We start from the raw sequence: 1,614 nt of genomic DNA, 5'->3' as shown, positions 1-1,614 counted from the left end.
GTTCGAAGCTGCCCGTCAGCCGAATGCGCCTGCCTTGATAGTTACGCCGCATGAGGGCGAATTCGGCCGCCTGTTCCCTGATATCGCCGGGGACAAAACCATGTCGAAATTGGACAAGGCGCGAACGGCCGCCACGCGGGCCAACGCCGTCATCGTCTACAAGGGCGCCGACACGGTCATAGCAGCACCCGATGGCAAAGCGGCGATCAACTCCAGCGGTGCACCGTGGCTGGCCACAGCCGGGTCAGGCGACGTGCTGTCGGGCATCATTGCCGGTTTGCTGGCGCAAGGCATGCGGCCCTTCGAGGGCACCTGCGCGGCGGTGTGGTTGCATGCTGAGGCCGGCAGCCGGTTCGGACCCGGTCTGATCGCCGAGGACCTGCCGTTGGCACTGGTGCCGGTGTTGCGCGAACTCTTCGACGCGCGCACGGCTGCCCAATGAGCCGCGCGCTCGTTCTGTTGCTTGCCACCCTCATCGCTGCCTTCATGGCGCCGACGGCGCGCGCCGAAGGTCCTGTGACGATCGTCGACGATCCGGCGGTGCTCGCCGCACTCGATGCCAGGGGTTTCGGTTTCGCCGATGTTTTCGGGGTCGACGGCGAGGGCGGTCTGAAGACGCTTTACGACGAGGCGCCGGCCTTTCACGCCATCGTCGAAACGGTTGCCTCCGATGTTGCGGCACTGCGTGCCGATATGAAAGCCGGCGGCCGGACGCTCTACGAAGTCACCGACGGCAATGTCGGCCGCATCATGGACATGCGCTGGCTGAAGACCGACGCCGCGCGCTTCCGGCTGGTCGGCGTCGTCAACCGGCTCGATCGTCGCGACTTCGCGGTGCTGCAAGGCGACAGGAGCTGCGGCGAGGTGCGCTTCATCTACCGCCTGGCCTACAGCTTTCGCAAAAACGGCAAGCTGCTGGCGTCGCGCCTGCCATTCAATTTCAATGCGGTCTACAGCGCCACCCCCGACGCCGATGGCGGCTGCGTCGGTGTTGCCGGACGCTGGACACCCCAGCTTGACGAGAGCGTCGATGCCGGCTGGCTGACCGGCGGGCCGCTGGAGAGAGCTGGGCTCACCTTCAAGCAGCTGGAGCTCAACGTACAGGTGGTGCGCTTCCCCTCCGGCCAGGAAACCGAGTTCGGTGGCCAGGCCGCCTATCTCATGCGGATATTCGGCATCGATGGCGCCGATATCAGCGAAAAACCGCTGGAGAACACGCCCGACACCGCACGGCTTTCGCAGGATGCGGCGCTGAAGGCACGGCTCGCCGTCTATGTCGGCGCCAATTTGCCGGCGGTTGACGAAGGCGTCTATGAGATTCCCGACGAGTTCCTGGCCAGAAAGATCATCTCATGGTCGACCTTCGGCAGCGCGCGGCAGGCCAATCATCCGTTTACGCAATTGTTCCAGCCCAAGGAATTCGCATCGCTCGATTATTCCACGCTAAAACTGGTGCGCACGCCGGAAGCGCTGGTCGAGCGGCTGGACAATGGCGCCTGCCAAGGTTGCCATCAGGCCGGTTCCACTGCCGGCTTCCATTTCCTCGGCCTTGACGACCCGACGCCCTCGCCGCTCCCCCGCATCGCGGTCGACCTCTCGCCGCATCTTCATGCC

Annotated in this window: 1 protein-coding gene and 1 pseudogene; both read left to right on the top strand. The window is 64.9% G+C overall.

Going from position 1 to position 1,614, the window contains the following annotated elements:
- Positions 1–442: ADP/ATP-dependent (S)-NAD(P)H-hydrate dehydratase (locus EN884_RS35290; RefSeq protein ID WP_164895399.1), on the top strand; the 442-nt coding region annotated here is incomplete at its 5' end.
- Positions 439–1,614 (top strand): annotated as a pseudogene (locus EN884_RS35285) (hypothetical protein); the annotation flags it as partial. The gene EN884_RS35290 and the pseudogene EN884_RS35285, both read left to right, overlap by 4 nt.

This window comes from Mesorhizobium sp. M7A.F.Ca.AU.001.01.1.1 (genome assembly GCF_004022735.1).
GTDB lineage: Bacteria > Pseudomonadota > Alphaproteobacteria > Rhizobiales > Rhizobiaceae > Mesorhizobium > Mesorhizobium ciceri.
The sequence above is the reverse complement of the archived record's forward strand: the minus strand, read 5'-3'. Positions and strand labels throughout refer to the sequence as shown.